The 1171-nt window shown below is 37.5% G+C and carries 2 protein-coding genes and 1 pseudogene; 2 read left to right on the forward strand and 1 reads right to left on the reverse strand.

Annotated elements, in window-relative coordinates; translation table 11 throughout:
* The first annotated feature begins 120 nt into the window (after nucleotides 1-120).
* Complete coding sequence (locus ACUVJL_RS37825; RefSeq protein WP_445250507.1) at nucleotides 121-471, forward strand: hypothetical protein; 351 nt, start codon at nucleotides 121-123, stop codon at nucleotides 469-471.
* 98 nt (nucleotides 472-569) lie between these two features.
* Nucleotides 570-830: pseudogene (locus ACUVJL_RS37830) on the forward strand (IS1634 family transposase); the annotation flags it as partial.
* Nucleotides 831-1064: 234 nt separating this feature from the next.
* Here ACUVJL_RS37830 and ACUVJL_RS37835 read toward each other — a convergent pair.
* A partial coding sequence (locus tag ACUVJL_RS37835; RefSeq protein WP_445250506.1) for a transposase occupies nucleotides 1065-1171 on the reverse strand: 107 nt, incomplete at its 5' end.

Below are 1171 nucleotides of genomic sequence, written 5' to 3' on the forward strand. Positions count from 1 at the left end.
GCACTTAACGCTCTTAATCAGGAGAAAACATTGCAGCGTAGTCTTCGTCAAAAAATCAAACAGGCTTCTATGAATAATGATTATATGATGACTGTTCTCAACTCCTTTTGTCAAGCTTGATTGAGATGCTCTTACCCTGCCCAAATTACCTGCGGGCAAACTACAGTAAAACCCGCTACTGATTCGACCATTTCTCATGACAATTCTAGCTCTAGCTTGATATTTAAAGTTCAAGCAAAACTAGAACTAGATGCGAATGTGGTAGCCCGAATAACCAAAGCTAGTGGCAGATTTATCTTAGCTACTAATGTGCTGGATGCAGAGCAATTAAGTCCTGATGAAATGATTGTAAAATATAAGGAACAGCAGTCGGCAGAGAGAGGGTTTGGGTTCCTAAAAGACCCGCTATTTTTTACGGATAGTGTATTCCTCAAATCCCCAGAAAGAATCGAGGCTTTAACTTTAATATAGCGGTTCTCAAAAAAGTGAGGTATGCCAGAAGCCCTATGCCAGATGCCCTATGCCAGATGCCAGATGCCGGATAGTACCTCATCTTTCTGAGAAAGGCTATAATGGGTTTATGTTTGTTGGTTTATACTTTAGGTCAAAGGTTACTCAGGCAAAACTTGCAACTCAGTAATAAAACCGTAAAAAATCAATTGGGCCAAGGAACAAATCGACCTACTTTGCGCTGGATATTCCAAAGTTTTCAATCAATTCATGCGGTTTGTATTCAAGGAATTCAGCAAGTTTCTAATTTGACATCGGAACGGTTGGCTATATTAAATTTGTTTCCAGTCACCTGTCGGTCTTATTATTTCTTGTTGTGAAATGAAGTTGAATATTGATTGATAAAACTAACTTACATTTAAATAATTGTTGAATCAGCAGTGATGTATTATTGTCATAATGCGGGCGATATGCTGGCAATTAATAGTTGTTAATGGTCTAATTTTTGACGTTTTATGGGTTAAGAAGATTTAATTCATGCCCTCACGTCAATTTTTAGGGATTCCTAACTGCATGATGCGATGGCTCTCTGGAACTTACGGTGATATTTTTATCTAATTAGAAAAGCAAGCTAATACACGATCTCGAAAATTGTCAAAATTAGAAAAGCCATATCCTTGTCGCATAATCAACTTAATTCGATTATTTATCCCCTCCATCA

The sequence above is a fragment of the Microcoleus sp. OTE_8_concoct_300 genome (genome assembly GCF_031383065.1).
Classification (GTDB): Bacteria; Cyanobacteriota; Cyanobacteriia; order Cyanobacteriales; family Microcoleaceae; genus Microcoleus.